25 protein-coding genes are annotated in these 22,817 nt (G+C 64.6%); 18 read left to right on the top strand and 7 right to left on the bottom strand.

Annotated features, from left to right (window positions below):
• The first annotated feature begins 1 nt into the window (after position 1).
• From P9272_RS20150 to P9272_RS20120, 7 genes are all read left to right on the top strand, one after another.
• Complete coding sequence (locus tag P9272_RS20150; protein ID WP_128256026.1) at positions 2-1,051, top strand: flagellar hook-associated family protein; 1,050 nt, start codon at positions 2-4, stop codon at positions 1,049-1,051.
• Between the two features lie 31 nt (positions 1,052-1,082).
• The gene (gene flaF, locus P9272_RS20145) at positions 1,083-1,430 is read left to right on the top strand and encodes a flagellar biosynthesis regulator FlaF (protein WP_027165130.1); all 348 of its coding nucleotides are present in this window, start codon (positions 1,083-1,085) and stop codon (positions 1,428-1,430) included.
• Positions 1,427-1,864 (top strand): flagellar biosynthesis repressor FlbT, encoded by a 438-nt coding sequence (flbT, locus tag P9272_RS20140; protein ID WP_128256027.1) that lies wholly within the window; start codon positions 1,427-1,429, stop codon positions 1,862-1,864. Before flaF ends, flbT begins: the two co-directional genes overlap by 4 nt.
• A 1-nt stretch (position 1,865) precedes the next feature.
• Positions 1,866-2,273 carry a flagellar hook assembly protein FlgD gene (gene flgD / locus P9272_RS20135; protein WP_278161896.1) on the top strand — a complete coding sequence of 136 codons (408 nt, stop codon included), beginning with the start codon at positions 1,866-1,868 and terminating at the stop codon, positions 2,271-2,273.
• Between the two features lie 22 nt (positions 2,274-2,295).
• The gene (gene fliQ, locus P9272_RS20130; RefSeq protein WP_128256029.1) at positions 2,296-2,562 is read left to right on the top strand and encodes a flagellar biosynthesis protein FliQ; all 267 of its coding nucleotides are present in this window, start codon (positions 2,296-2,298) and stop codon (positions 2,560-2,562) included.
• 154 nt (positions 2,563-2,716) lie between these two features.
• Complete coding sequence (asnB, locus tag P9272_RS20125) at positions 2,717-4,582, top strand: asparagine synthase (glutamine-hydrolyzing) (RefSeq protein WP_278161895.1); 1,866 nt, start codon at positions 2,717-2,719, stop codon at positions 4,580-4,582.
• 149 nt (positions 4,583-4,731) lie between these two features.
• Entirely contained in the window at positions 4,732-6,375 is a 1,644-nt protein-coding gene (locus P9272_RS20120) for an MFS transporter (RefSeq protein ID WP_278161894.1), read from the top strand.
• 12 nt (positions 6,376-6,387) lie between these two features.
• Here P9272_RS20120 and P9272_RS20115 read toward each other — a convergent pair whose 3' ends face one another.
• From P9272_RS20115 to P9272_RS20100, 4 genes are all read right to left on the bottom strand, one after another.
• Positions 6,388-7,773, bottom strand: coding sequence for an FAD-binding oxidoreductase (locus tag P9272_RS20115; RefSeq protein WP_278161892.1), 1,386 nt, complete (start codon positions 7,771-7,773; stop codon positions 6,388-6,390).
• 49 nt (positions 7,774-7,822) lie between these two features.
• A complete protein-coding gene (locus tag P9272_RS20110; protein WP_128256034.1) occupies positions 7,823-9,604 on the bottom strand; it encodes a chloride channel protein in 1,782 nt (593 codons plus the stop codon).
• A 157-nt stretch (positions 9,605-9,761) separates the two neighbouring features.
• Positions 9,762-10,037 carry a cupin domain-containing protein gene (locus P9272_RS20105; protein ID WP_278161961.1) on the bottom strand — a complete coding sequence of 92 codons (276 nt, stop codon included), beginning with the start codon at positions 10,035-10,037 and terminating at the stop codon, positions 9,762-9,764.
• 242 nt (positions 10,038-10,279) lie between these two features.
• Positions 10,280-11,011 carry an NAD(P)-dependent oxidoreductase gene (locus P9272_RS20100; RefSeq protein ID WP_278161891.1) on the bottom strand — a complete coding sequence of 244 codons (732 nt, stop codon included), beginning with the start codon at positions 11,009-11,011 and terminating at the stop codon, positions 10,280-10,282.
• Between the two features lie 62 nt (positions 11,012-11,073).
• On the opposite strand from P9272_RS20100, the gene P9272_RS20095 reads away from it, so the two are divergent.
• Positions 11,074-11,547 (top strand): MarR family transcriptional regulator, encoded by a 474-nt coding sequence (locus tag P9272_RS20095; protein WP_278161890.1) that lies wholly within the window; start codon positions 11,074-11,076, stop codon positions 11,545-11,547.
• 13 nt (positions 11,548-11,560) lie between these two features.
• Here the strand turns inward: P9272_RS20095 and P9272_RS20090 are convergent, their stop codons facing one another.
• Positions 11,561-11,860: a putative quinol monooxygenase gene (locus P9272_RS20090; RefSeq protein ID WP_278161889.1), complete on the bottom strand. Its 300-nt coding sequence runs from the start codon at positions 11,858-11,860 to the stop codon at positions 11,561-11,563.
• Between the two features lie 122 nt (positions 11,861-11,982).
• Between P9272_RS20090 and flhA the strand changes: the two genes are divergently transcribed.
• The 7 genes from flhA (at position 11,983) to P9272_RS20055 (ending at position 17,318) form a co-directional block, all read left to right on the top strand.
• Positions 11,983-14,070, top strand: a complete 2,088-nt coding sequence (flhA, locus tag P9272_RS20085) for a flagellar biosynthesis protein FlhA (protein ID WP_278161888.1) — start codon at positions 11,983-11,985, stop codon at positions 14,068-14,070.
• Entirely contained in the window at positions 14,067-14,819 is a 753-nt protein-coding gene (gene fliR / locus P9272_RS20080; protein WP_278161887.1) for a flagellar biosynthetic protein FliR, read from the top strand. Before flhA ends, fliR begins: the two co-directional genes overlap by 4 nt.
• Before the next feature lie 2 nt (positions 14,820-14,821).
• Positions 14,822-15,208: a hypothetical protein gene (locus P9272_RS20075; protein ID WP_278161886.1), complete on the top strand. Its 387-nt coding sequence runs from the start codon at positions 14,822-14,824 to the stop codon at positions 15,206-15,208.
• A gap of 70 nt (positions 15,209-15,278) precedes the next feature.
• A complete protein-coding gene (locus tag P9272_RS20070) occupies positions 15,279-15,848 on the top strand; it encodes a rod-binding protein (protein ID WP_278161885.1) in 570 nt (189 codons plus the stop codon).
• Positions 15,849-15,856: 8 nt separating this feature from the next.
• Positions 15,857-16,276: a hypothetical protein gene (locus tag P9272_RS20065; protein WP_128256042.1), complete on the top strand. Its 420-nt coding sequence runs from the start codon at positions 15,857-15,859 to the stop codon at positions 16,274-16,276.
• A gap of 31 nt (positions 16,277-16,307) precedes the next feature.
• Positions 16,308-16,838 (top strand): hypothetical protein, encoded by a 531-nt coding sequence (locus P9272_RS20060; RefSeq protein ID WP_278161884.1) that lies wholly within the window; start codon positions 16,308-16,310, stop codon positions 16,836-16,838.
• 195 nt (positions 16,839-17,033) lie between these two features.
• Entirely contained in the window at positions 17,034-17,318 is a 285-nt protein-coding gene (locus P9272_RS20055; protein ID WP_128256044.1) for an SCP2 sterol-binding domain-containing protein, read from the top strand.
• A 93-nt stretch (positions 17,319-17,411) separates the two neighbouring features.
• Here P9272_RS20055 and P9272_RS20050 read toward each other — a convergent pair whose 3' ends face one another.
• The gene (locus P9272_RS20050) at positions 17,412-18,125 is read right to left on the bottom strand and encodes an N-acetyltransferase (RefSeq protein ID WP_278161883.1); all 714 of its coding nucleotides are present in this window, start codon (positions 18,123-18,125) and stop codon (positions 17,412-17,414) included.
• 98 nt (positions 18,126-18,223) lie between these two features.
• On the bottom strand, positions 18,224-19,357 hold the full coding sequence (gene odc2, locus P9272_RS20045) for an ornithine/lysine decarboxylase (protein ID WP_278161882.1): 1,134 nt from the start codon (positions 19,355-19,357) through the stop codon (positions 18,224-18,226).
• Between the two features lie 543 nt (positions 19,358-19,900).
• On the opposite strand from odc2, the gene P9272_RS20040 reads away from it, so the two are divergent.
• From P9272_RS20040 to P9272_RS20030, 3 genes are all read left to right on the top strand, one after another.
• Entirely contained in the window at positions 19,901-21,097 is a 1,197-nt protein-coding gene (locus P9272_RS20040; RefSeq protein WP_278161881.1) for an amidase, read from the top strand.
• A 2-nt stretch (positions 21,098-21,099) separates the two neighbouring features.
• Positions 21,100-22,002 carry a LysR family transcriptional regulator gene (locus tag P9272_RS20035; protein WP_128256048.1) on the top strand — a complete coding sequence of 301 codons (903 nt, stop codon included), beginning with the start codon at positions 21,100-21,102 and terminating at the stop codon, positions 22,000-22,002.
• 75 nt (positions 22,003-22,077) lie between these two features.
• Positions 22,078-22,746: a DUF1007 family protein gene (locus tag P9272_RS20030; RefSeq protein WP_128256049.1), complete on the top strand. Its 669-nt coding sequence runs from the start codon at positions 22,078-22,080 to the stop codon at positions 22,744-22,746.
• Positions 22,747-22,817: the final 71 nt, after the last annotated feature.

Genomic DNA, 22,817 nt, shown 5'->3' with positions numbered 1-22,817 from the left:
CATGAAAGCGACAGGCGTTTCCTCGGCCGCCATATCCAACGCGCTGCGCTACCAGCAGGCGAAGATGCAGGCCGACCTCATCAAGGCGACGAAGGAATCTCAGACCGGCACGGTCGCCGATATCGGCCTGGCGCTTGGCAGCCGCACGACCCAGGCCGTCACCTTTCAGCGCGACCTCGACCGGCTGAACGGCATTGTCGATTCCAACGCGCTCGTCACCGCGCGCCTGACATCGACCCAGAATTCGCTCGGCCAGATCGCCGACAGCGCGCAGAGCTTCCTGTCCGCCCTGACCAGCGGCGTGTCGGGCGACTCCTCGACCAGCATCCTGCAGACCGCCGGCGCCTCGGCGCTGCAGCAGATGACCGGCATCCTGAACACGAGCGTCAACGGCGAATATCTGTTTGCCGGCACCAACACCGACGTCAAGCCAATCGACGACTTCAACGCCGCCGGCTCGCCGGCAAAGGCTGCGTTCAACGCCGCTTTCACCAGCTATTTCGGCTTCACTCAGACCGATCCGGCTGCGGCCAACATCACCGCCGCGCAGATGGACAACTTCATCACCACGCAGGTCGAGCCGCAATTCCTGGGTTCCGGCTGGCAGGCCAACTGGTCGAGCGCCACCGACGAGCAGATCACCAGCCGAATTTCGCTCAACGAGACCACCCAGACCTCGGTCAGCGCCAACGATCAAGGCATCCGCAAGCTAGCAATGGCGGCCGCCATGGTCAGCAGCATGATGACCGGCAGCATCAGCGAGGCCGCGCAGAATGCTGTCGTCAGTCGCGCGCAGGCACTGGTCGGCGAAGCCATCGGCGGCATTACGCAGATACGGGCCGAAACCGGCATTGCGCAGCAGCGCGTGTCCGATGCCAGCGACCGCATGAAGACCCAGGTCGACCTCTTCGAGAAGCATATTGTCGATCTCGAAGGCGTGAACCCGGCGGAAGCGGCGACCCGCGTCGCCGACCTGACGCAGCATATCGAGACATCCTTTGCCTTGACCGCCCGTCTGCAGCAGCTCAGCCTGCTCAAATATCTGACTTGAACACGTAAACCGGAACGCCAGAGCGCCGACGATGTATCAATTCTCCTACGCCGACATCCAGACCGACTCCGTCGCCGATGCCAAGGACCGGGAGCGGCAGCTGCTCACCCGCTCGATCGACATGCTGGCGGCGGCGGCCGCGGTCGGCACCGACTCCATGGAGGCGGTCGAGGCGCTGCATTTCACCAATCGCGTCTGGACCACTTTCGTCGAGGATCTCGGCTCGAGCGACAACGCGCTCCCCAAGGAGCTGCGCGCCAACCTGATCTCCATCGGGCTGTGGCTGCTGCGCGAGACGGAGGACATCCGCCAGGGCCGCACCAACAATTTCGAAGGATTGATCGAGGTCTCCCAGATTATCCGAGACGGCATCCAATGACCAACACGCTTAAGATCTCGCTGAAGCCCAACGAGAAGATCTATATCAACGGGGCGGTCATCCGCGTCGACCGCAAGGTCACGATCGAGCTGATGAACGATGTGCAGTTCCTGCTCGAAAGCCATGTCATCCAGGCCGACCAGGCCTCGACGCCACTCAGGCAGCTTTATTTCGTCGTGCAGATCATGCTGATCAACCCCGCTGGCGCCGCGGAGGCGCGCGACATGTTCCGCCGCTCGCTGCCGATGCTGATCGCGAGCTTCGACAACCAGGACATCTGCAACAGCTTGAAGCAGATCGACCGCATGGTTGGCGAGGACGAGATCTATGAGGCGCTGAAGGCGATCCGCGCGCTCTATCCGCTCGAGCGCAAGGCGCTCGAAGACAATGACGACATTCCAGAAGAGCCGCGCGCACTGGCTGTAGGAGCATAAGATGGCTGTCGACATGACGACAACGATCCCGGTTGGCGCCAACAAGGCCAGCCAGCAGACCTCGAAGACGGCGGTGGACTACCAGTCGTTCCTGAAGCTCTTGATCGCCGAGATGAAGAATCAGGATCCGACCAAGCCGATGGATTCCACGCAATATGTCGCGCAGCTCGCCACCTTCTCCCAGGTCGAGCAGTCGGTGCAGACCAACACCAAGCTCGACCAGATCATGCAATCCTCGGCGCTCTCGCAGGCCGACGCGCTGATCGGCCGCTCGATCACTTCGGCCGACGGCAAGACCACGGGCACGGTGGCGTCGGTGACGCTCTCCAGCAGCGGCCTGATCGCGGTTCTGCAGGACGGCACCCAGGTTCCCGTCGGCGCGGGCGTGTCGATCAAGCCGGCCGCCTGAGCAGGTACCGCAGAGGGCAGCTATGAACGAGGCCGACGCCCTCGATATCCTCCAATACGCAGTGTGGACGGTGCTTACCGCTTCCGCTCCCGTGGTGCTGGTGGCGATGGTCGTCGGCATCGGCATCGCGCTCATCCAGGCGCTGACCCAGATCCAGGAAATCACGCTGACCTTCGTGCCGAAGATCGTCGCCATCATGCTGGTGGTGGCGCTGACCGGCCCGTTCATCGGCAGCCAGATCTCGGCCTTCACCAACGTCATCTTCGAGCGCATCGAGCACGGCTTCTGACGCGAGGTCGCGGCCAGCGTCTGGCGGCCTGTTCGCAAGTTGCCGGATCGCTTGCGGCGGCGTTTCTTGCAGCTAGACTGTAGGCGCGACGGCGCCGGCCGACGTCTCAGGCGATTCAGGAAGCGATGCATCAGGCAAGAACGGCCGGCAGGCCATGTGCGGAATAGCCGGCGTCTGGCGAAGGCGCGATCCGATCGGCAGCGGCGATCTTTCCGATGTGGCCCGCATGATGCAGGCATTGGCGCATCGCGGTCCCGACGACCACGGCAACTGGAACAACGCCCGCCTGGCGCTCGGGCATCGACGGCTGACCATTATCGATCCATCGCCGGAAGCGGGCGAGCCGATGCTGACCGCCTCCGGCGACGGCGTGCTGTGCTACAATGGCGAGGTCTATAATTTTCGCGCGCTGCGCAAGACGCTGGAGGCGGAAGGCTTGGCGTTCCGCACGGTGTCAGACACCGAAGTGGTGCTCCAGGCCCTGCATCACTGGGGCCCGCGAAAAGCAGTGCCGCTGTTCGACGGCATGTTCTCATTCGCCTATTTCGATGCCCGCGAAGGGGCCTTGTGGCTTGCCCGTGACAGGCTGGGCATCAAGCCGTTGTCGGTCGCCGATACCGGCGAGCGCGTGCTGTTTGCCTCCGAAGACAAGGCGGTCCTCGCCTGCCACGGCTCTGCGCGCCGTGTCGACACGCGCGAGCTGACATTGCGGCTGGCATGGCAGAGCCGCGATTCGAGCTACAGTGTCTTTGACGGCATAGAGCGGCTGCCGCCCGCCGGCCTCTGGAGGATCACCGGCGGGGGCATCGAGAAGCGCCGCTTCTGGCATGTCCTCGACGTGATCGAGACGGCGCGCATCACCGAAGACAACACGTCCGACACCGAGCACATGGCGACGCTCGAGCGGCTGCTGGAGGAGAGTGTCGAGCTGCATTGCATCGCCGATGCCAGCCTGGCCACCGCCTGCAGCGGCGGCGTCGATTCCGGCCTGATCACCGCGCTCGCCAAGCGCTTCAGGCCCCAGTTGCACGGCTACGTCGTCGACCCGAAGCTCGGCCGCAGCGAAGCGCCGGACGCCGAGCGGACCGGCCGCCACGTCGGTGTCGGCCTGCGCCGGGTGCCTTTCGACAGGGACCGGTTCTTCGAGCTCTGGCCGCGCGCGATCTGGCATCTCGAGACCGATGGTTGGCACGCCAGCCACGCGGCGCTGCTGGCGCTTGCCGAGCAATGCCGCGCCGACGGCGTCAAGGTTTTGCTCACCGGCGAGGGCTCCGACGAGCTTTTCGGCGGCTACAAATGGCAGGCGTCGACCATGAAGCTCTGGCGCGAATCCTGGCTGCAGAGCCTGTTCCGCTCGAAGGCCAGACGAGACCGCAAATTCGGCGAACTACGCCGCACCCCGTTTCGCAACTCGATCGGTCGCGGCTCCCCCTCGGATCGTACCTTGGCGCTCAGAGCCCTGTCCCCCGAGCTAAATTTCCTGCAGACAAAGCTGTTCGACAGGCTCGAGGGCGTCGAACCCTTGGATGACCGCGCCTTCCTCGCTAGCTGCTTTTACGACCTCTACTCACACCTGCAGGATCTGCTGCATCGGCACGACCGGTTGAGCATGGCAGCTTCGGTCGAACTCAGGGTGCCGTTCCTCGAAAACCGCCTCATCGACTTCGCCCTTCATCTGCCGCGCAGGCAGAAATACCGCGGCGGGATCGGCAAATGGCTGCTGAAAAGGGTCGCCGAACGCCATCTGCCGCACGAGAACATCCGCGCCGCCAAGATCGGCTTCGACATGGCGGACGGCTTTTCAGCCGGGACTCAAGGGATGCTGCGCCGCGGCCTGTTGCGCGACGCTATGAAATGGTCGTCCTCCGAGCTGGACGATCTTATCGACCTGGCAAGGAGCCAGGAAACGTCGCGCCTGCGTCTCGTCGGCATGGAAATGCTGCTCAGGCTTTACATGAATGGCGAAACCACAGGCGACCTGACCGAGGCCCTGGATGCCGAGGCGAAAAAATCCAAATAGCCAAGAGTTGGTCCAGACCGGCAAGATGCTTGACTTAAAGCTTCGCCGACGCATTTTCGCCTTTGCCTTCCTGTTGTTGGGCCGCACTCTTGGCGAGTCGCCTCCCTCTCCGGGCGCGGCGAACCTCTACAGCGGACGAAGGCGCGCCCATGATCGACGACGAGCCGGAAAGCGAACGCGTCTCCGCGCTGGCGCCGTTCCGGCATGGAATCTTTCGAGCCGTCTGGGCGGCCAGCCTTGTGTCGAATTTCGGCGGGCTGATCCAGGGCGTGGGTGCCGCCTGGATGATGACCACGATCGCCACCTCGTCCTATCAGGTGGCGCTGGTCCAGGCCTCGACCACCTTGCCGATCATGCTGTTCGCGCTCGTCGCCGGCGCCATCGCCGACAGCTTCAACCGCCGCAAGGTGATGCTGGTGGCACAGACCTTCATGCTGGTCGTCTCGGCGCTGCTGACCTTGTTCACCTGGCAAGGCTGGGTGACGCCGTGGACGCTGCTTGCCTTCACCTTCCTGATCGACAGCGGCACGGCGCTGAACAGCCCGTCATGGCAGGCTTCGGTCGGCGACATGGTGCCGCGCGCCAAGGTGCCGGCGGCGGTCGCGCTCAATTCGCTGGGCTTCAACATCACCCGCAGTGTCGGCCCGGCGATCGGCGGCGTCATCGTCGCCGCCGCCGGTGCCGCGGCCGCCTTTGCCGCCAATGCCATCAGCTATATCGGCCTGATCTTCGTGCTCGCCCGCTGGAAGCCGGCGCTACCCGAGCAGACTCTGCCGCGCGAGTCGCTGGGCGCCGCGATGGGCGCGGGCCTGCGTTATGTCGCCATGTCGCCCAACATCGCCAAGGTGCTGGTGCGCGGTTCGGCCTTCGGCTTCAGCGCAGGCGCGGTGCTGGCGCTTCTTCCGCTGGTGGCGCGCGACGTCGTCAAGGGTGATGCGCTCACCTACGGCATCATGCTCGGCGCCTTCGGCATCGGCGCGGTCGGCGGCGCGCTGATCAGCGTGCGGCTAAGGCAGTTGCTGTCGAGCGAGGTGATGGTGCGCATGGCGTTTGCCGGCTTCGCGCTTTGCGCCCTCAACGCCGCCGTCAGCCATAATGGCTGGCAAACGTCCGCGGGCCTGCTCATCGGCGGCGCCTGCTGGGTGATCGCGCTCTCGCACTTCAACGTCACGGTGCAGATGTCGACGCCGCGCTGGGTGGTCGGCCGCGTGCTGTCGATCTACCAGACGGCGACCTTCGGCGGCATCGCGCTGGGCAGCTGGATCTGGGGCGTCGTCGCCGACGCGCATGGCGCCGAAGCCGCGCTGATCGCGGCGGCCGTCGCGATGCTGGCCGGCGCGGCCATCGGCTTCGTCCTGCCATTGCCGAAGCAGATGGTGCTCAATCTCGATCCGCTCAACCGCTTCAAGGAACCGACGCTGTTGCTCGACCTCAAGCCGCGCAGCGGCCCGATCGCCATCATGATCGAGTACATCATCCGCGAAGACGACGTGCCGGAATTTCTGGCGACCATGGCCGAGCGCGGCCGCATCCGCCGCCGTGACGGGGCGCGCAACTGGACGCTCGCGCGGGATCTCGAAAATCCGTCGGTGTGGATCGAGCACTATCACACGCCGACCTGGGTCGAGTATATTCGCCACAACCGGCGCGCCACCCATGCCGATGCCGTGGTCGGCGAACGCATCCGCGCGCTGCACAGCGGCGAGAACCCGCCGCGCGTACGCCGCATGATCGAGCGCCCGACCAGGGCAGGCACGACGCTTGTCTCGCCCAAGGGCCCGATCGATCACTGATCTTCTGGCCGATCAATGGCCTGTGATGCTGTCGGCGAGGGCAGCCAGCCTTGAAGTGTGGCCGAGCCCTTCCGCTTCGCGCTGATCGGCGATGCGGTAGAGCTGGTACATCGAATGCACGCCGAGCCAGCGGAACGGCTCCGGCTCCCATGGCCGCACCTTGCGGTTGACCCAGGGCAGCCGCGTGAGTTCGCTGTCGTGGCCGAGCACGAGATCAGTCAGCGTGCGTCCCGACAGGTTTGAGCTCGACACGCCGAGTCCGACATAGCCGCCGGCCCAGCCGATGCGGGTCGCGGGATCGAGGCCGACCGTCGTGCACCAGTCGCGCGGCACGCCGAGCACGCCGCACCAGGCATGGTCGATGCGGCACCCAATTGTCTGCGGCAGGAGCGTCGTCAGGATCGAGTGCAGCTGGTCGATCGTCGCCTGCTGCGTCTGGCCGTTGACGTCGGTGCGCGAGCCGTAGCGGTAAGGCACGCCGCGGCCGCCCATGGTGATGCGCCCCTCGCGCGTGCGCTGCGCATAGCAATAGGCATGCGCGGCATTGCCGAGCAGCTCATGCCCTTCCCAGCCGATCTTGCGCCAGAGCTCTTCCGACAGCGGTTCGGTGACGATCTGCGCGCTATTCAGCGCCAGCCAGGTCCTCTCTTCCCCCGGAATGCCTGCCGTGAACCCTTCGGTGGCACGGATGATGGTTTCGGCTCGCACCGTGCCGCGATCCGTACTCACCACGCCCTTGGCGATCGCGGTGACCGTCGTCTTCTCGTAGATCGAAACACCGAGACGCTCGACCACCGCCGCCAGCCCGCGCACCAGCTTTGCCGGCTGCACCCGCGCCTGGCCGTGGATGACGAAGCCGCCCATGACATCTTTGATGTTGATGCGCGCCCGCGTCGCAGCCTGGTCCAGCAGTTCGATCCGTTCGGGCTCGGCGTCCCAGGAGCGGATCGTCTCGCATTCCTCGCGCGCGCGTTCCAGCTGCGCCGGATTGGTGGCAACCGTCAGATTGTCGACACGGCGGATATCGGCGTCGATGCCCTCTTCGGTCGCCACCCGGATCACCTCATCGACGCAGCCGGCCATTGCCTTCTGCATGGCGGTGACCCCCTGGCGTGTCGAGGTCTTCAGATATTTCTCGCGCGACCAGCCGAAGCCGCCCGACAGCCAGCCGCCATTGCGCCCCGATGCGCCGAAGCCGGCAAACTCGCGCTCTACGAGCACGATGCGCAACGAGGGCCTGGCCTTCTTCAGGTAGTAGGCGGTCCAAAGCCCGGTATAGCCCGCGCCGACGATCGCCACATCGACCTCGATGTCGCCAGGCAGAGGCGGACGCGGCGTTGGAACATGGTCCAGATCCGCATACCAGAACGAGATGTCGCCGTTGCGCTTGACTTGCATGGGGTGGCTTCCGGGAGTGACGTCTAATTGGCCGGGCTGTCGATCGGGGTCAACCTTCGCCGGCCAGATCGCGCCGCGCCTTGTCGAGTTCCTCGGCGTAGCGGCGCATCAGATGGCTTTCGGTGAGCAGGCCGAGAACGATGCGTTCGTCGAAGTCCTCGACCACCGCCAGTTCCTCGGCGCCCGTCCGCTGGAAGGTCTCGGCCGCGGTCTGGACGTTCATCGAGGGCACCAGCACTGCGTCCTTGAACTGGGCAAGCGCGCTCACGGGGGTATCGTCATCGGAGCGATCGCTATGCAGTTCCGGCACCAGCAGCATGCCGACATACTGGTCAGCCTGCTCGACGGCGATGACGCGCTGCGCCGAGCCGAGCGGGATCTCCTTGCGAAATTCGGCAAGGGTGGTCGAAGCGGGAATGGTGCGGACGTCCTTGCGCATCATCGAGCCGACGGTGAGGCTGCGCATCCAGCCTACATCATGCGCACTGCGGATCGTTTCGCCGCGCAGGTGGAAGCGCCAGGTCGAGAAGGAGTAGCCGAAGGTCTCGCGCACCAGGATCGCCGACATGATCGAGGCCGCCAGCACCACGCCGGTCAGCGTCAGGTCTCGGGTCGATTCCAGCGCCAGGAACGTCATGGTCAGCGGACCGCCGACGACGCCGACCGCAAGCGAGGTCATGCCGACGACAGCAGCGACCGCTGGGTCGATGCCGGCCGACGGCGCTGTCAGCGCCATGACGCCGGCAAAGACCTTGCCGAGCAACGCTCCCAAAAACAGCGAGGCGAAGAACAGGCCGCCGCGGAAGCCCGAGCCGAGCGAGATGGCCGAGGCGGCCAGCTTCATCACGAAGACACTCGCCACCACCGGCAGCGCGTAATTCATGGCAAACTCGCGATGCAGCGCGCCATGGCCGCTGGAGAGCACTTGAGGCGTGACCAGCCCGAGCAGACCGACGAAGATGCCGCCGATGAAGGGCCTGACCGACGCGTCGATCGACAACCGCACGAAGAGCGACTCGACGATGCTCACCAGATGCATGATCGCGATCGAAGCTGCCCCGCCAAGCAGCCCCAGCAGCAGGAATGGCACATACTCACTCGCGGTCAAATTCGGCAGACCCGACAGTTCCAGCGGAAACGGCACGCCACCGAACATTTCCGCCGTCAGGGAGGCAGAGATCGCGGCCGCCATCACCGGCGCCACATTGGCGACGGAGTAGATGCCGATGACCAGCTCGAAACCATAGAAGGCGCCGGTCAGCGGCGCGTCGAAGGCGGCGGCGATCGCACCGGCGGCCCCACAGCCGACCAGGATGCGCACGTCATTGCGGCGCAGGTGGAAGGCGCGTGCAAGCCGGGAAGCCATGCCGGAGCCGACCTGCGTGTAGCCGGCCTCCAATCCGACCGAGGCGCCGAAACCGCTCGAAATCATTGTTTGCGCCACGATGATGAAAGTGTCGGTGAGCGACATGCGCCCGCCATAGAGCGCGTTGGCCTCGATCGGATCGACCGGCGTGCGGAACTTGCGCTTTCTGAGCCAAATGACGGAAAGGCCCAGCAGCAGGCCGCCGATCGCCGGAAACATCGCCTGCACAGGGTCGGCCAGCGAGAACATCGCCGACAGCCGGCCGCCCGGCTGCACGTCGAACAGCAGAAAGTGCATGCCTTGCACCAGCGCGCTCATACCGGTGACAAGCGCCCCCGCGATCACGCCGACCAGGCCCGCCATCAGAACGATCACGATGCCGCGCGCCTCGAGCACGGGGATCGAGCTGATCAGCACCGCGCGAAGTCGGCGGGCATAGACTTGTGGGTCGTTTCTGGCAGGCAACGGAACGGCTCGCCGGTATGCGGAAGAAAACAGCTGCCGTGGGTGATACGCGCGGCCGCTATGCGTGGCAATCGCAATGCCGACCGCTTGTGGCGCCATTTTGGCGTTGCGCGAATTAGCCTTAAACAAGACTTGCAGCGCAACCAAGGAGATAGACTTACTCAGCTACCGGAATGGTCAGCGGGCCACAGTCGTCCTCCGCGACAAAGATCGCCAGCAACTCAGCCGGCTCGGTAGCGCTGGCGTTTTCGGCGAAAGCATGGATCGCGCCAGGCGCTTCGAACCAGGTCTGGCCCTGAGTGTAGGTCACCGCCAGGCTGCCCTCCATCTGAGAGCGCAGCGCTCCCTTCATGACGAAGGCCGTGACCGAGCCGGGATGACGATGTCGCGGCGTGTAGGCATTGGGCGGGAATTCGACCAAAGCCGTGGTGATCGAATGCCCGGGAACATTCGGCAGTTTTTTCGCAGGACAGCCGCTTCACCGTGGTGGTCGGACGCGCCGCCGCCCCTTCCCCGGCATTGGCCCCCATCTTGTGGATATGCAGGTCCATTCCGCCGGTCACGGTGGTTGCCCTGTTGGCCTGGACTGCGGCCATGCCAAGCAGTCCCGCTGTGGTCGCGGCGACGCCGAGCAACACGAGGCCTGGCGAAGAAACGTCTTCGGTCATGATGGCCTCACTCACCCGATAGCCTGAAACCGGCGCGCCAGCCAAGCTCGCTGACGGCTTTGTCGGTCGTGACGTGGCTGTTCGGCTCGGCGACATTGAGGACGCCCTGTTCACCCCGTTCGACGGCAAGCAGAGCCGCGTAAGCGGCGGCGTCGACATGGACGGCCGGCTCCGCGGCGCTTTCCGCTCCGGTGCCCGGTCCGTAGAGATGGCCGTAGCGCAGGACGATGCCAGTGACCGGCGAAGCGCCGAGCACATGCTTCTCCAGCGCAATGACGCCGCCGACGCTGACGGCTCGGCCGCCCTCGGCGCCGCTGTCCAGCGGATCCGTCTCGGCATGCGGTTCTGAACCAGGCGCATAGACCCAGGCGATGCTCTGTGCGATCAGCCGCTTGGCGTTAGCCGCCTTGGCCGCCTCGACGAGGTTGCGGGTTCCTTCGTCACGGATGCGGGCGTTGCGGGTGGTTGCCTCAGCCATCTTAGACGGATCGAGCCCTGCCGGCAGGTCTGTGAGCTGATGAATGACGATCTCGGACCTGGCTGCCACGACTGCCGCGCGCAGCGCGTTGGCATCGAACACGTCGACCACCACCGGATCGGCGCCGAGCGCGCGAAGGTCCTCGGCTCTTGCCGCCTGGCGCGTCGTCGCCGTCACCTGATGCCCGGCAGCCACCAGCTGCGGCACCAGCCGGCGGCCGATTGCGCCCGAGGCGCCCGCGAGAAAAATGCGATGGCCCATCGTCTTTCGCTCCTCGATAAGATAATATCAGTATACGAACAACATATAAGAGTTCTGATATTATGCGCAAGGGGAATCCCTCCATTCCGTCCGCCGGTGAAGGCAAACGCGGCGAGCCAAGCTATCTCGGATATCTACTGCGCCAGGCGGCCGGCACCTACCGCTTGAAGGTAGAGCGGGCGCTCGATGAATATGGCGTGACGCAGGCCCAGTTTGCGGCGCTTACCATGATCTCGGCCTATCCCGGCCTGTCCAATGCCGACCTGGCCCGGCTGGCCGTGCTGACGCCACAGACGGTGAGCGTGATTGTCGGCAATCTGGAAAAAGCCGGCTCCCTCGTCCGCCGGCCGCATGCCGTTCACGGCCGCATCCAGCATCTCGACCTCACGGACAGCGGCCGCGGCCTGCTGAAGAAATGCCGGGAACGCGTCTACAGGCTTGAGGGCGAGCTGACCGCCAGCCTCTCCGCCGAGGAGGAACGCGCCGTGCGGCGCTGGCTGGTTGCCGTCGCGACCGCGGACGCGCCGCAGGCGTAAATGTCTCGAAGGGTCAGATCGGTGCACCGCCGGCCGTTTCGTAAAGTGTGAGCTTGCGATCGACGATGCCGAGTTCCGCCCAGCTCGCGCGCCATTCCGCGATGTGCGCCGATTTGAAATGGGCTTCGAGCGCGGCGCGATCGCTCCAGGCTTCCGAAACATGGATTAAGCCCAGGTCCAGTACATCCTGCGCGTAGGAATAGCCGAGGCAGCCCGACTCGGCGCGGCTTGCCAGGATCATGCGTTGCATTGCGGGCTTTGCCTGTTCGAGCTTGTCGGCCGGCAGCCGAACCGTGCCGATGATCAGCAGCATGCGATTTTCCTTGCGTTCCGACGGGTCGAGGCGGCGTAGCCGCTCTCCCACCTTCGCGCAAGCTTGGACGGTTACGGTCGAGGGCCTGTCCTGTGCGTGGCGGGTCTTGATTTGGGGACGACATGGCGATCAGCGAAACACTACCGTCCGGCATGGTGGCGAAGAACGGCCGCGACGTCTTCTTCGCGCTCGGCATCGTCGTCATTCTGGCGGTGCTGTTCCTGCCGATTCCCGCCTTCCTCATCGACATCGGGCTTGCCTTCTCGATCGCGCTGTCGGTGCTGATCCTGATGGTGGCGCTGTGGATCCAGCGGCCGCTCGATTTCTCGTCCTTCCCGACCGTGCTGCTGATCGCCACGATGCTCAGGCTGTCGCTCAACATCGCCACCACGCGCATGATCCTGTCACACGGCAATGAGGGCACGCATGCCGCCGGCTATGTGATCTCCGGCTTCTCGAAGCTGGTGATGTCGAGCGACTTCGTCATCGGCCTCATCGTCTTCATGATCCTGATCGTGGTGAACTTCATCGTCATCACCAAGGGCGCCACCCGTATCGCCGAGGTCGGCGCGCGCTTCACCCTCGACGCCATCCCCGGCAAGCAGATGTCGATCGACGCCGACCTCTCCGCCGGCATGATCGACGACAAGACGGCGCAGCTGCGCCGCCGCGAGCTGGAGGAGGAATCCTCCTTCTTCGGCTCGATGGACGGCGCCTCGAAATTCGTCCGCGGCGACGCCATCGCCGGCCTGATCATCACCGCCATCAACATCGTCGGCGGTATCGCCATCGGCTATCTGCGCCACGGCATGGGCCTCGGCCAGGCGGCCGACGTCTTCATCAAGCTGTCGGTCGGCGACGGCCTCGTCACCCAGATCCCAGCGCTTATCGTCTCTCTCGCCGCTGGCATGCTCGTCTCCAAGGGCGGCACGCGCGGCTCGGCCAACCAAGCGGTGTTCGGCCAGCTCGGCGCGCATCCGCGCGCGCTTTATGTCGCGGCTTCGCTGCTGGTCATCCTCGGCCTTATGCCCGGCCTGCCGCTGTTCCCCTTCTTCGCGCTCGCCGGCGGCATGGCCGGTCTCGGCTATATCATTCCGCTGCGCCAAAGCCGCGAACGCGCCGCCGCGGATGCCTTGAAGACGCAGGAGAAGGCGAACAAGGTCGAAGAAGAGAAGAACTCGGTCAAGGCTTCGCTGGTGACCGCCGAGATCGAGCTCCTGATCGGCAAGCAGCTGTCGACCCGGCTGATGGTGGCGCACCAGGAACTGGTGTTCCGCATGTCGAAGATGCGCAAGAAATTTGCCCAGCAATACGGCTTCGTGGTGCCGGAGGTCCGCGTCGCCGACGACTTCGCCATTCCGCCCAAGAGCTATCAGATCAAGGTGCACGGCACGGTGGTCGCCGAATACCAGATGCGCGTCGGCGAGATCATGGTCCTGCTCGGCACGCGCGGCATCCCGGAAATCCCCGGCGAGGAGATCCGCGAGCCGGCCTTCGGCATGCGGGCCTATTCGGTGCTGGAGACCTTCGCCGAGGACCTGAGGCGCGAGAACTTCACCTTCGCCGACAACATGTCGGTGCTGCTCACGCATCTTTCCGAGGTGATCCGCAACAACCTGCCGCAGCTTCTCTCCTACAAGGACATGAAGGCGCTGTTGGAACGGCTCGATCCGGAATACCGCAAGCTCGCCGACGAGATCTGCACCTCGCACATCTCCTACCCCGGCCTGCAGGCGGTGCTCAAGCTGCTGCTCGCGGAGCGCGTCTCGATCCGCAACCTGCACCTGATCATCGAGGCCATCGCGGAGATCGCACCGCATGTACGCCGCACCGAGCAGATCGTCGAGCATGTGCGCATCCGCATGGCGCAGCAGATCTGCGGCGACCTCTCCGAAGGCGGCATGCTCAAGGTGCTGCGCCTCGGCAACCGCTGGGACCTCGCCTTCCACCAGAGCCTCAAGCGCGATGCCAAGGGCGAGGTGCGCGAGTTCGACATCGATCCGCGCCAGCTCGAGGAATTCGGCCAAGACGCCACCAAGGCGATCCGCAAGCATCTTGAGGCCGGCGAGCGCTTCGTGCTCGTCACCGCGCCCGACGCGCGTCCCTATGTGCGCATGATCATCGAGCGGCTTTTCACGACATTGCCGGTGCTCAGCCATGTCGAGATCGCCAAGGGCGTCGAGATCAAGGTGCTCGGAACGATCTCGTGAACGCGCTCTCGCAAGGCGTCGTCATCGCCGCCTTCCTCGCCTTCTGCCGCATCGGTGCCTGCTTCATGCTGATGCCGGGCCTGTCGAGCGCCCGCGTGCCGCTGCAGATCAGGCTGTTCGTGTCGGTCGCCGCCACTGGCGGCCTGCTCGCTTTCCTGTGGGACCGCATCTATCCGTTCGTCGATCCGCGCCCGCAGGTCCTGGCGCCGATGATCGTCTCCGAGCTGCTGGTCGGCGGGCTGATCGGCGCCATGACCAGGCTCTATATGGAAGCGCTGCGTTTCATGGGCTCGGCCATCGCCACGCTGATCGGCTATGGCGGCTCGGGCGGCCCTGCGATCGAGGAGCCGGAGCCGCAGGCAGCACTCGCCGCCATCATCTCGTTCTCGGCGCTGCTTTTGCTCTTCGTCTTCGATTTCGATCACGAGATCGTCAAGGCGCTGGTCGCCTCTTATCAGGTCGCCCCGGTCAACGTGTTCTTCAATCCGCAGGCAGCATTGGTCGACGTCACCGACACCGTGTCGGACGCCTTCTTCCTGGTCATTCGCCTCGGCAGCCCTTTCGTCGCCTATGCCATCCTGGTCAATCTGACGATCGGCTTCGTCAATAAGCTGACGCCGCAGATCCCGGTCTATTTCATATCCCTCCCCTTCGTCATCGCCGGCGGCATGATCATCTTCTATTTCGCCGTCGGGACACTGCTGTCGCTCTTCGTCGACGGCTTCGTCGACCTCACATTGGCGAGATAGCCATGACCGCGCGCAAGGACCGCCTGAAGAAACTGGTCAAGGTGCAGGAGCAGTTGAAGGCGCTGCACGAGACCCGCCATGCCGGTTTCGTCGCCGCCGCCGTCAAAGCCGAAGCGGAGGCCAAGGAGCTGATCGAGCATTTCGACACCGACAAATCGCTCGCCGGCCTCTTTCCTGCGCTCTACCACAAGCGCATCAACGATGCGCTCGGCCGGCAGAAACAGAACCTGGAAGATGCCAGGCAGGAGGCCGCGCTGATCGCAACTGCGATGGCGCGCACCAACATGGTCGAGCGTGCCTACAAGGACGTGCGCCGCCGCGACGAGCGCGAGCGCTCCGACCGCGAGCGGCTCGACCTCATCACGCAGAGGCGAAGGGACGACGACTAGCCTTCGCAAGCCTGCCACAAGCTTGTTCAGCCATTGTGCAGATAACAAAACCGGCAAAGGGCGAATTTTCTTGGCCATTTCCCCACCAAGCGACATCGTCATGGACGTTGCCCGCGCAGCGGAGCCGGCAGATGTCGAGGCCGCGCGGGCGGCGCTCGCCAGACGAGCGAACGGCGCTTCGGCGCCATTCGCCCTCGATCCGTCTGCGACTGTCGATGCCGGCTCCGTGCTCTCGCGCGCGACTGCCGACAAGGCGGAAGCCGCCAATCCCGCGAAGAAGTTCCAGCGCTTCGAGGCGATGGTGCTGACGACCTTCATTCAGAACATGATGCCCAAGGACACCGAGGGCGTTTACGGCAAGGGTCTGGCCGGCGACATGTGGAAGTCGCAGCTCGCCGAAAAGGTGGCCGACGTCATGGCCGCGCATGGCGGCATCGGCATCGCCCGATCAATGCTTGCCGACCACTATCTCGACGGCAAGCAGAAGGTGCCGGTCGGCCCGGTCACCGGCGGACCGCAAAAAGCGGAGATCGACCAGCAAACCAGGCTTTCGACCTCGATGGTCGAGGAGCTTGAGCGCAAGGCCGCACGGTCGATGACCGGCGACGAAACGACCATAAAAACGGACATCAAGATCTAGGGACCTACATGGCCGACCAGACGGACCTTTCCAACCTTCCCGCGCGTGCCAATGCAATGGAGGCGCCCGCCGCCGCACGACCCGGCAACCTCGCCGCCATCATCGGCCGCATCGAGGAAGTCGTGGACGAGGAGACTGCCGGCATCCGCAGCGGAACGGCCTACGACCTCAAATCCTCGAACGCGCGCAAGAGCCGGTATCTTTACGAGCTGAACCGGGCGCTCAAGGGCGCCAACGAGATCGAATTTCTCGAGCAGCATCGCGAGGGCCTGCTCAGGCTGCGCCAGAAACTGGCCAAGAACGAAGCGGCGATCCTTGCCCATCTCAACGCCGTCAACGAGGTCGCCACGCTTCTGAGGAATGCCATCCAGCGCGCCGATACCGACGGCACCTATTCGGTCGGCGAGTTCGGAATGGCCAGGGCCTGATGACAACGATCGCGGCCCGAGGGCAGGTCCGGTGATAAAATTCATCGCCGCCGCGCTGTGGATTTGCGCCGTGACGCTCGGTGCCGTCTTCTATTCCTTCCAGGCGGCCAGCCAACGCGGCGCGCCCGAACCGCCGAAGCCGATGCTGGGCGGCCTCGATTACGTCAAGAGCGACATGATCTCGGTGCCGCTGCTGCGCGATGGCACGATCGACGGCTATTTCCTCACCAAGCTCGTCTACACGGTCGAGCCGGAACAGATGAAGAAGCTGTCGGTCCCGGCGCAGGCGCTGATGACCGACCAAGTCTATTCCTACCTCTATTCCAATCCGCAGATCGATTTCACGAAGAAGGAATCGATCGATCTCGACGCCTTCCGCAAGTCGATCCGCGACACCATCAACACCCGCATTGGCGTCGAGCTGGTGCACGACGTGCTGATCGACCAGGTCAACTTCCTCTCCAAGGATGATATCCGCGACAACGCGCTGCGCCGTCGCAGGGGCGCCGGAGAAACCGCGGCGGCAATGACCAAGGCGTTCAAGGCCGCGCCGGAGCATTGATCGCCCAGGCTCGGCACGGATCCCTCAACCGCGCTTACCCCTGTTGCGACATGACGCACGGTGACCGCGTTGACGTTTACGTCAACTCGAAGCTATATGCGCCGGTGACAGGGCCACCGCGCAGGCGCGGCGCGCCTACCTCGCCCAGCGGCCAAGCGCCGGTGCGCGTCAACGCAACCAACGAGGAGAACCGCCATGGGCGTTCAGGAGATTGCCGACAAGATCAGGTCGCGCGTGGCAAGCGCAGGTTTCGAGCATTCGGTCAAGTTCGACACCGGTAGTGATGGCGTCATCGTCATCGACGGCGCGACCGTCTCGACCACCGACGCGCCGTCCGACTGCACCGTGAAGCTGTCGCTCGACGATCTGGATTCGCTGATCGCCGGCGACCTCAATCCGACCATGGCCTTCATGGCAGGCAAGCTCAAGGTCGAGGGCGACATGACGGTCGCCATGGCGCTCAGCCAGTTGCTCGGCTGATCCCTCGTGAAGACAAGAACGCCGCGCCATGGGCGGCGTTATGTTTATTTGTCGAGGCGATTTTCCGTCCGGAATTGCGTGAAAACAAAGGTATCAGGCGACGAAGCCCGGCGCCTGCCCCTTGATCTTGCGGCCGGCGGCCTTGATCGTGCCTCTCGCCACATCCAGCGCGCCGTCCTTTAGTTCCAACGCCAGAAGCCGGTGCCGCTCATAGGGGCCGGGCATGGCAAGCGCTCCGGTGCGACCGGCCGAGAAGCCGAACCGCTCGTAATAGGGCGCATCGCCGACGAGCAGGATCGTGCCATGGCCAAGCCGCGCGGCCTCGGCAACCGCGTGCCGCATCAGCGCCGAGCCGATGCCTCCGCTCTTCAAGCCAGGCTCGACCGCCAGCGGGCCAAGCAGAAGCGCCGCCGGGCCGCCCTCACCCAGCATCACATCCCAAAGCCGCACCGTGCCGACGACGATGCCCGACGCATCGCGGGCCACGAAGGCCAGGCCCTCCGAGGGCCGACGGCCACGCCGCAGCTTCTCGGACGACTTCTTCTTGCGCTTCGGCCCCATGGCGCGGTCGAGCAGCGCTTCGCGCGCCGCAGCATCGCCGGCGCCCTCGCCCACGATGACGAAGGCCGGCGCCTGGGCGGCCCCCTCGTCCGGCGCGCCGCGCGAGCCAGCCTGTCCCCGGAGGGCAAGGGAGGGCGCAAGCACTGCCGTCGAGCCTTTCTCCCCCGCGGAGAAAAGCTCAGCCGACGGTCCGGACGAGGGGGCAATTTCGGTGGCCGCGATGGCCGATTTGGTCAAGTATTCCATGTCCGCGATCCTTCACGAGCGGAGATCTGTTCCACAAGCGAGCCCGGGCGGATGACAGCACCCACCCGGGTTGATCTGAGCGGTTTCTTGCGAACTGCTCAGATCACGTAGGATCGGAGGGGCTCGAAGCCGTTGAAGGCGACCGCCGAATAGGTGGTCGTGTAGGCTCCGGTGCCTTCGATCAGCACCTCGTCGCCGATGGTCAGCGACAAGGGCAGCGGATAAGGCGTCTTCTCGTACATCACGTCGGCCGAATCGCAGGTCGGGCCGGCGAGCACGCAAGGCGCGGTCTCCGAACCGTCATGGCGGGTGACCAGCGGATAGCGAATCGCCTCGTCCATCGTCTCGGCGAGACCGCCGAACTTGCCGATGTCGAGGAACACCCAGCGCACGCTGTCGTTGTCGGCCTTCTTGGAGATCAGCACGACTTCCGACTTGATGACCCCGGCATTGCCGACCATGCCGCGGCCCGGCTCGATGATCGTCTCGGGCAGCGCGTTGCCGAAATGCTTGCGCAGCGCCGAGAAGATCGCCTGGCCGTAGGCCTGCGCGGCGGGCACGTCCTTCAGGTAACGGGTCGGGAAACCGCCGCCCATATTGACCATCTTGAGCACGATGCCTTCCTCGGCGAGCGTCGCGAACACCTTCTTGGCGTCGCCCAGCGCGCGATCCCAGGCCGACAGGTCGGTCTGCTGCGAGCCGACATGGAACGACACGCCGTAGGCTTCGAGGCCGAGGCCCTTGGCATGGCGCAGCACGTCGACGGCCATCGCCGGCACGCAGCCGAACTTGCGCGACAGCGGCCATTCCGCGCCTTCGCCGTCGGTCAGCACGCGGCAGAACACGCGCGAGCCGGGCGCGACGCGGGCGATCTTCTCGACCTCCTCGACGCAGTCCACGGCGTAGAGGCGGATGCCGAGCTGATAGGCGCGCGCGATGTCACGCTCCTTCTTGATGGTGTTGCCGAACGAAATGCGTTCCGCGGGCGCACCCGCGTCCATAGCCATCTCGACCTCGACAACCGATGCGGTGTCGAAGGACGATCCCATCGCAGTAAGGAGGCGCAGGATCTCCGGCGCCGGGTTTGCTTTCACCGCATAGTAGATCCTGGAATCGGGCAACGCCTTTTCGAAGGCACGGAAATTGTCGCGCACGACATCGAGGTCGACGACGAGGCAGGGACCGTTCGGACGTCGGGTGGCGAGGAAGTCAAGGATGCGCTGGGTGGCCATCGGGGTCTCTCCATAACGCCTTTCGGCGCGCACAAAGGCTGCGGAACGCGGGCGCTCAGCCTCGCGAACTCGCGGTCAAACAAAGGCGGGACGTCAAATCCATGGAACCAGCCGGTGGAGACCCCGGAACCATGAAATGCCGTCTCGCGGCGATGAACCTTGGCCTTGCCCGGCCTCGGTTCGCTTTGTCTGCCTTGGCTTGGATGGGAGAACCCCGTCCGCACTGCCGGCAATGAAGGTGTGCCTCTTTAGTAACCCCGGTCTTTGGACAACCGGAAGAGAACCAGAAAGGCCCGCACCGTCGTTGCTTCAAGGTGTCCTCGGTCTTGTGGTTGGCCACTGACCGACTGGAGGGGTTGGCTCCAGTTACCTTACCGATTGCCCTCACCATTCGAGGATCGGCGGACACCCACAGGCACGTGCGACTTTGGGCAAGCGCGATATAGAAGCGAAGGGTTTCACAATCAATAAAAATCGTGAGCCCAGGTTGTAAAATTTCCGGCATCGAACAATGTTTGTCGCACTGTATCCGGAAATCGAACGATGCCAGGAACTCAAGGACCGCTGAACGCCTTCCTCGATCTGCGCCAAATGCCTGTGGCGAATGCGGAATTGGGCCCGCTCGCCGGCCTGCGCCTTGCGGTCAAGGACATCTACGACGTCGCCGGCTACCGCACCGGCTGCGGTAACCCGCAGAAATTCGAGGAGGCGCATGCCGCCTCGCGCACGGCCGAAGCGGTGCAGGCGATCCTCGATGCCGGCGCGCGATTCGTCGGTAAGACCCAGACCGACGAGCTGGCCTTCTCGCTGTTTGGCCAGAACGCGCATTTCCCCCACCCGATCAATCCGGCCGCACCCGAGCGCGTCACCGGCGGCTCCTCCTCCGGTTCGGCCGCCGCGGTTGCCGGCGGGCTTGCGAACATAGCCACGGGCTCCGACACCGGCGGCTCTATCCGCGCCCCAGCGAGCTTCTGCGGCCTGATCGGGCTGCGCACCACCCATGGCCGCATTTCCCTCGACGGCGCGATGAAGCTGGCATCGAGCTTCGACACTTTCGGCTGGTTCGCCGACGATATCGAGACCTATGAGACGGTTGGCAAGCTGCTGCTGGGCCGCGACCCGCATCAGCACCCGCTCAACCGCCCGCTGTCGATCGGCAGGCTCGACGCCTTCGTCATGGGTCCGGCGGAGGCCGCGCAATATGCGCGGATGAAGGCGCTGGCCGCCTCTGTCATAGGCCAGCCCGTGGAGACCGAATACACCATCGCCTCATTCCCCGACGAGCTTTACTGGTGCTTTCGCCGCCTGCAGGCCTTCGAGGCCTGGCGTGAGCATGGCCCGTGGATTTCGGCCGGCGGCCGCCTCAGCCCGGGCGTCGAGGAGCGTTTTGCCTTCGGCCGCACCATAGATGCCAAAAGTGCCGGCGCCGAAGCGGCGCGGCGGCTGGCTTTCCGGGCCGAGCTTGGCGCCCTGCTTGGCAATAACGGCTTTCTCGTCCTGCCCACCGTTCCCGGCGCAGCGCCACTCGCCGCCAGCACCCCGGAACAGTTCCAGACCTACCGCGAAAGGGCGCTGCATCTCTTATGCCTTTCGGGTCTTTCGGGCTTTCCGCAGATCACCTTGCCGATCGGCTCCATTGACGGCGCACCTTTCGGCCTGTCGTTGCTTGGGCCTTCCGGCAGCGACGTTGCCCTGATACGGCTCGGCCGCAGGATTCTCGACGCGGCACGAAAGGTCTGACCATGGATACATTGACCCGCATGCGCGCCTTCATCGATGTGGTGGAGGCGGAAGGCTTTTCGGCGGCGGCGCGCAAGATCGGCCGCTCCAAGGCGCTTTTGTCGAAATATGTGCGCGAGCTGGAGGACGAGCTCGGCGCGCTGCTCTTGAACCGCACCACGCGCCAGTTCTCGCTGACCGAAGCCGGCCACACCTATTATCAGCGCGCCTCGGAGATCGTGCGCGAGGTCGACAGCCTCGCCGAGGCGGTGCGCCAGTCTTCCGGCGACGTCCGCGGCAGGATCAAGCTGTCTGCCGCCCGCACCTTCGCGGATGCGCCGATCGGTCAGTCGCTGGTCGACTTCGCCAAGCAGCATCCCGACATCGTGCTCGACATCCATCTCGATGACCGCTTCGTCGACCTTGTCGAGGAAGGTTTCGACCTTGCCGTGCGCATCTCGCGGCTGGAGAACTCCTCGCTGATCGCCAGGCGGCTGGCGCCGTTCTCGGTCAGGCTGTGCGCGTCGCCGGAGCTGATCGCCAAGCATGGCGCGCCGACGAGGCCCCAGGATCTCGCCAACCTGCCCTGTATCGTCGACACCAACGGCCGCTCGCTGGCCAACTGGCGCTTCAAGGGCGAAGGCGAGGAATCCATCAGCGTCGCCGTTTCCGGGCCTATCGAGGTCAACAGCCCGATCGTGGCGAGAGCCGCCGCGCTCTCCGGCCTGGGCTTTGCCATGCTGCCCGATTTCATCGCCGCCCCCGACGTTGCGTCCGGCAAGCTGGTCACCGCGCTCGACGACCGCATCCTGGCCGGCACCGGCATCTTCGCCGTCTACCCGCACCGCCGCTATCTACCGGCCAAGGTAAGGGTGTTCGTCGACTTCCTGGTACAATGGTTCAAGACGCGCGATACGGGAGCCTGAGCAAGCGTCCCAATTTCGCCCCCTTTCTGCTAACTCTCGGGCTCGCCCTCGAAGTCAATGGAATCGCGGCACGGAATGCATTTGAAACGGCAAGCAACCATGCTGGCTTCGGCCCTTGCGGCCATATTGGCGTCGGTCGAGCAGGCTGAAGTCCACCCGCATGTCTTTGCCGAGGCCCGGCTCGACGTCATCCTCAGCCAGGATCACCAAAGTGTGACGGCGCTGCGCCACCTTTGGCGCTTCGACGACCTGTTTTCGAGTACAGTGATGATGGAGTTCGATAAGAATTCCGATCTGAAACTTGACGACAAAGAACTCAAGGAAGTGGCCGACACCGTCCACTCCTCGCTGGCCGAGTTCAACTACTTCCAGCTCGTCACCCAGGACGGCAAAGACGTGCCCATGGTGCCGCCGCCGCATCTGATGGCGAATTTCGACAACGACCAGCTGATCATCCTGTTCGAGTCGCAGCCCAAGACGCCGATCAAGCTTGCCGGGAAGATCGATATCGGCGTCTACGATCCGACCTTTTACACCGCGATCGACTTCACCGACGACGCCAACATGACCGTCGAAGGCCTGCCCTCGACCTGCACCAAGAGGGTCATTCGTCCCGATCCGGACGAGGCGATCAAGGAAAACCAGAAGACCCTGACGGACGCATTCTTCAACGACCCGACAGGCACCGACATGAGCAAGATCTTCGCCACCAAGCTCGAATTGGACTGCGCGCCGGAAGGATGATTTGGTGATGAAACCGTCGTTACGCGCAAGCAGGTTCCGCAGAAGTGTCCCACAGTTTTGCGATCGGAACC

The organism is Mesorhizobium sp. WSM4976 (assembly GCF_029625685.1).
GTDB lineage: Bacteria > Pseudomonadota > Alphaproteobacteria > Rhizobiales > Rhizobiaceae > Mesorhizobium.
This window is presented reverse-complemented; position numbering and strand designations above follow the sequence as displayed.

What these genes read in the sequence shown, in the direction of transcription:
- P9272_RS20150 (WP_128256026.1), top strand. Translation starts at nt 2, where the DNA reads ATGAAAGCGACAGGCGTTTCCTCGGCCGCCATATCCAACGCGCTGCGC.
- flaF (WP_027165130.1), top strand. Translation starts at nt 1,083, where the DNA reads ATGTATCAATTCTCCTACGCCGACATCCAGACCGACTCCGTCGCCGAT.
- flbT (WP_128256027.1), top strand. Translation starts at nt 1,427, where the DNA reads ATGACCAACACGCTTAAGATCTCGCTGAAGCCCAACGAGAAGATCTAT.
- flgD (WP_278161896.1), top strand. Translation starts at nt 1,866, where the DNA reads ATGGCTGTCGACATGACGACAACGATCCCGGTTGGCGCCAACAAGGCC.
- fliQ (WP_128256029.1), top strand. Translation starts at nt 2,296, where the DNA reads ATGAACGAGGCCGACGCCCTCGATATCCTCCAATACGCAGTGTGGACG.
- asnB (WP_278161895.1), top strand. Translation starts at nt 2,717, where the DNA reads ATGTGCGGAATAGCCGGCGTCTGGCGAAGGCGCGATCCGATCGGCAGC.
- P9272_RS20120 (WP_278161894.1), top strand. Translation starts at nt 4,732, where the DNA reads ATGATCGACGACGAGCCGGAAAGCGAACGCGTCTCCGCGCTGGCGCCG.
- P9272_RS20115 (WP_278161892.1), bottom strand. Translation starts at nt 7,773, where the DNA reads ATGCAAGTCAAGCGCAACGGCGACATCTCGTTCTGGTATGCGGATCTG.
- P9272_RS20100 (WP_278161891.1), bottom strand. Translation starts at nt 11,011, where the DNA reads ATGGGCCATCGCATTTTTCTCGCGGGCGCCTCGGGCGCAATCGGCCGC.
- P9272_RS20095 (WP_278161890.1), top strand. Translation starts at nt 11,074, where the DNA reads ATGCGCAAGGGGAATCCCTCCATTCCGTCCGCCGGTGAAGGCAAACGC.
- P9272_RS20090 (WP_278161889.1), bottom strand. Translation starts at nt 11,860, where the DNA reads ATGCTGCTGATCATCGGCACGGTTCGGCTGCCGGCCGACAAGCTCGAA.
- flhA (WP_278161888.1), top strand. Translation starts at nt 11,983, where the DNA reads ATGGCGATCAGCGAAACACTACCGTCCGGCATGGTGGCGAAGAACGGC.
- P9272_RS20075 (WP_278161886.1), top strand. Translation starts at nt 14,822, where the DNA reads ATGACCGCGCGCAAGGACCGCCTGAAGAAACTGGTCAAGGTGCAGGAG.
- P9272_RS20065 (WP_128256042.1), top strand. Translation starts at nt 15,857, where the DNA reads ATGGCCGACCAGACGGACCTTTCCAACCTTCCCGCGCGTGCCAATGCA.
- P9272_RS20055 (WP_128256044.1), top strand. Translation starts at nt 17,034, where the DNA reads ATGGGCGTTCAGGAGATTGCCGACAAGATCAGGTCGCGCGTGGCAAGC.
- P9272_RS20050 (WP_278161883.1), bottom strand. Translation starts at nt 18,125, where the DNA reads ATGGAATACTTGACCAAATCGGCCATCGCGGCCACCGAAATTGCCCCC.
- odc2 (WP_278161882.1), bottom strand. Translation starts at nt 19,357, where the DNA reads ATGGCCACCCAGCGCATCCTTGACTTCCTCGCCACCCGACGTCCGAAC.
- P9272_RS20040 (WP_278161881.1), top strand. Translation starts at nt 19,901, where the DNA reads ATGCCAGGAACTCAAGGACCGCTGAACGCCTTCCTCGATCTGCGCCAA.
- P9272_RS20035 (WP_128256048.1), top strand. Translation starts at nt 21,100, where the DNA reads ATGGATACATTGACCCGCATGCGCGCCTTCATCGATGTGGTGGAGGCG.
- P9272_RS20030 (WP_128256049.1), top strand. Translation starts at nt 22,078, where the DNA reads ATGCATTTGAAACGGCAAGCAACCATGCTGGCTTCGGCCCTTGCGGCC.